A 1,518-nucleotide genomic window follows, 5' to 3' on the forward strand; every position below is an offset into this window, starting at 1 on the left:
TTGAGTATCGCCTTCCATGCCTGACGGCATCAAAACCAATAAAACCTTCTCAAATTGATTCTAAGCAACGCTAAAATCAAAAAGGTACGTTTTCATGACTAAAACAGAGAAAACGCCTTAGAATGCGATTTAGGCCGCTTAAAATTGATTTATGAACTAGATATGAGCTGCTATATCAAAAAATTTGGCAATTTCTCTAAAATTCCCTGCAATCAATTTTTCGTGTGCTTTCGGATAGAAAAAATCCGATTTTACCCCAAAAATTGCAGTAGTAGCCTCGCACGCCTGCCCGTTAAAAGTGTCGTTTTTTGTGCAGTTGCACAATTCAATTCAGACTAGGCCAGTACAGGTATTAACCGTGATTTCAGGTAGGCAAAAAATTGTGCAAATTTGTGCATTTTTGTGCAAATCCATGCACTTAATTTTAAAAAAATAATGCGCCATAAATCAGCGCATTATAGTACTATTTTCTGCTAAGAAGTCGGAAGAAGATGAGAATTACTCTCAACAAGAATATATTATGATGTTGTGATAAACTCGTCAATCAAGTTTTTAGGTAAAAAAGGCATTAACCCTAATGACGAAAAAATTCACCCCAACCCCACACGATGCCGTATTCAAGCAGTTTTTAAGTGAGAAAGAGACTGCAAAAGACTTTTTCGACATTTGGCTACCGGATGAGATTAAAGCCCTGTGTGACTTAGATAGCCTCAAAGTGGAGTCTGGCTCATTTATCGATAGTGAGATGAAAAATTACCAGAGTGATATTCTGTATTCAGTCAGCACAACAAAGGGAAGCGGATATATCTACGTGTTAATTGAGCATCAATCCACCCCTGATAAGCTCATGGCTTGGCGACTCATGCGATATAGCCTTGCTGCCATGCACAAGCATCTAGAGGCTGGTCACAAAGAGTTGCCACTGGTTTTCCCCATTTTATTTTATTGTGGTGAACAGAGTCCTCACCCCTATAGCACAAATTGGCTTGACTGCTTTGAAGACAAGGAACTAGCAAAGCGTATCTACACCCATCCTTTTAAGTTAGCCGATGTCACCACACTTGATGATGGTGAGATTATGCAACACAAGCGAATGGCGTTATTGGAATTATTACAAAAACACATTCGCAGAAGGGATATGACCGAGCTACTCGATAGCATTGTTAAACTGTTGTCGTATAATTATTATACCAATAATCAGGTTATCACTATGTTTAACTATCTCATTCAGGAAGGTAACGCCCAAAAACCAATGGAATTTATTACTGAGATAGCCAAACAGTCAGAGAAACACGAGGGGGCACTTATGACTATTGCTCAACAAATTGAAGAGATTGGAATTCAAAAAGGCAAACTGGAAGGTCGTCAGGAAGGCTACCAATTAGGTAAAAATGATGGCGTTCAAGAAGGTAAACTTGAGGGAGAAAAACAGGCTTCGATGAAGATAGCGCGCCAAATGCTAGAAAGTGGTATGGATAGGCAATCTGTGATGAAATTTACGGGTTTGACTGATACTGA

Annotated in this window: 1 protein-coding gene; it reads left to right on the forward strand. The window is 39.1% G+C overall.

All coding sequences use genetic code 11. From position 1 onward, the window contains the following. Positions 1 to 577: 577 nt before the first annotated feature. A partial coding sequence (locus G468_RS0117705; RefSeq protein ID WP_026824116.1) for an Rpn family recombination-promoting nuclease/putative transposase occupies positions 578 to 1,518 on the forward strand: 941 nt, incomplete at its 3' end.

Source organism: Arsenophonus nasoniae DSM 15247 (assembly GCF_000429565.1).
Classification (GTDB): domain Bacteria; phylum Pseudomonadota; class Gammaproteobacteria; order Enterobacterales; family Enterobacteriaceae; genus Arsenophonus; species Arsenophonus nasoniae.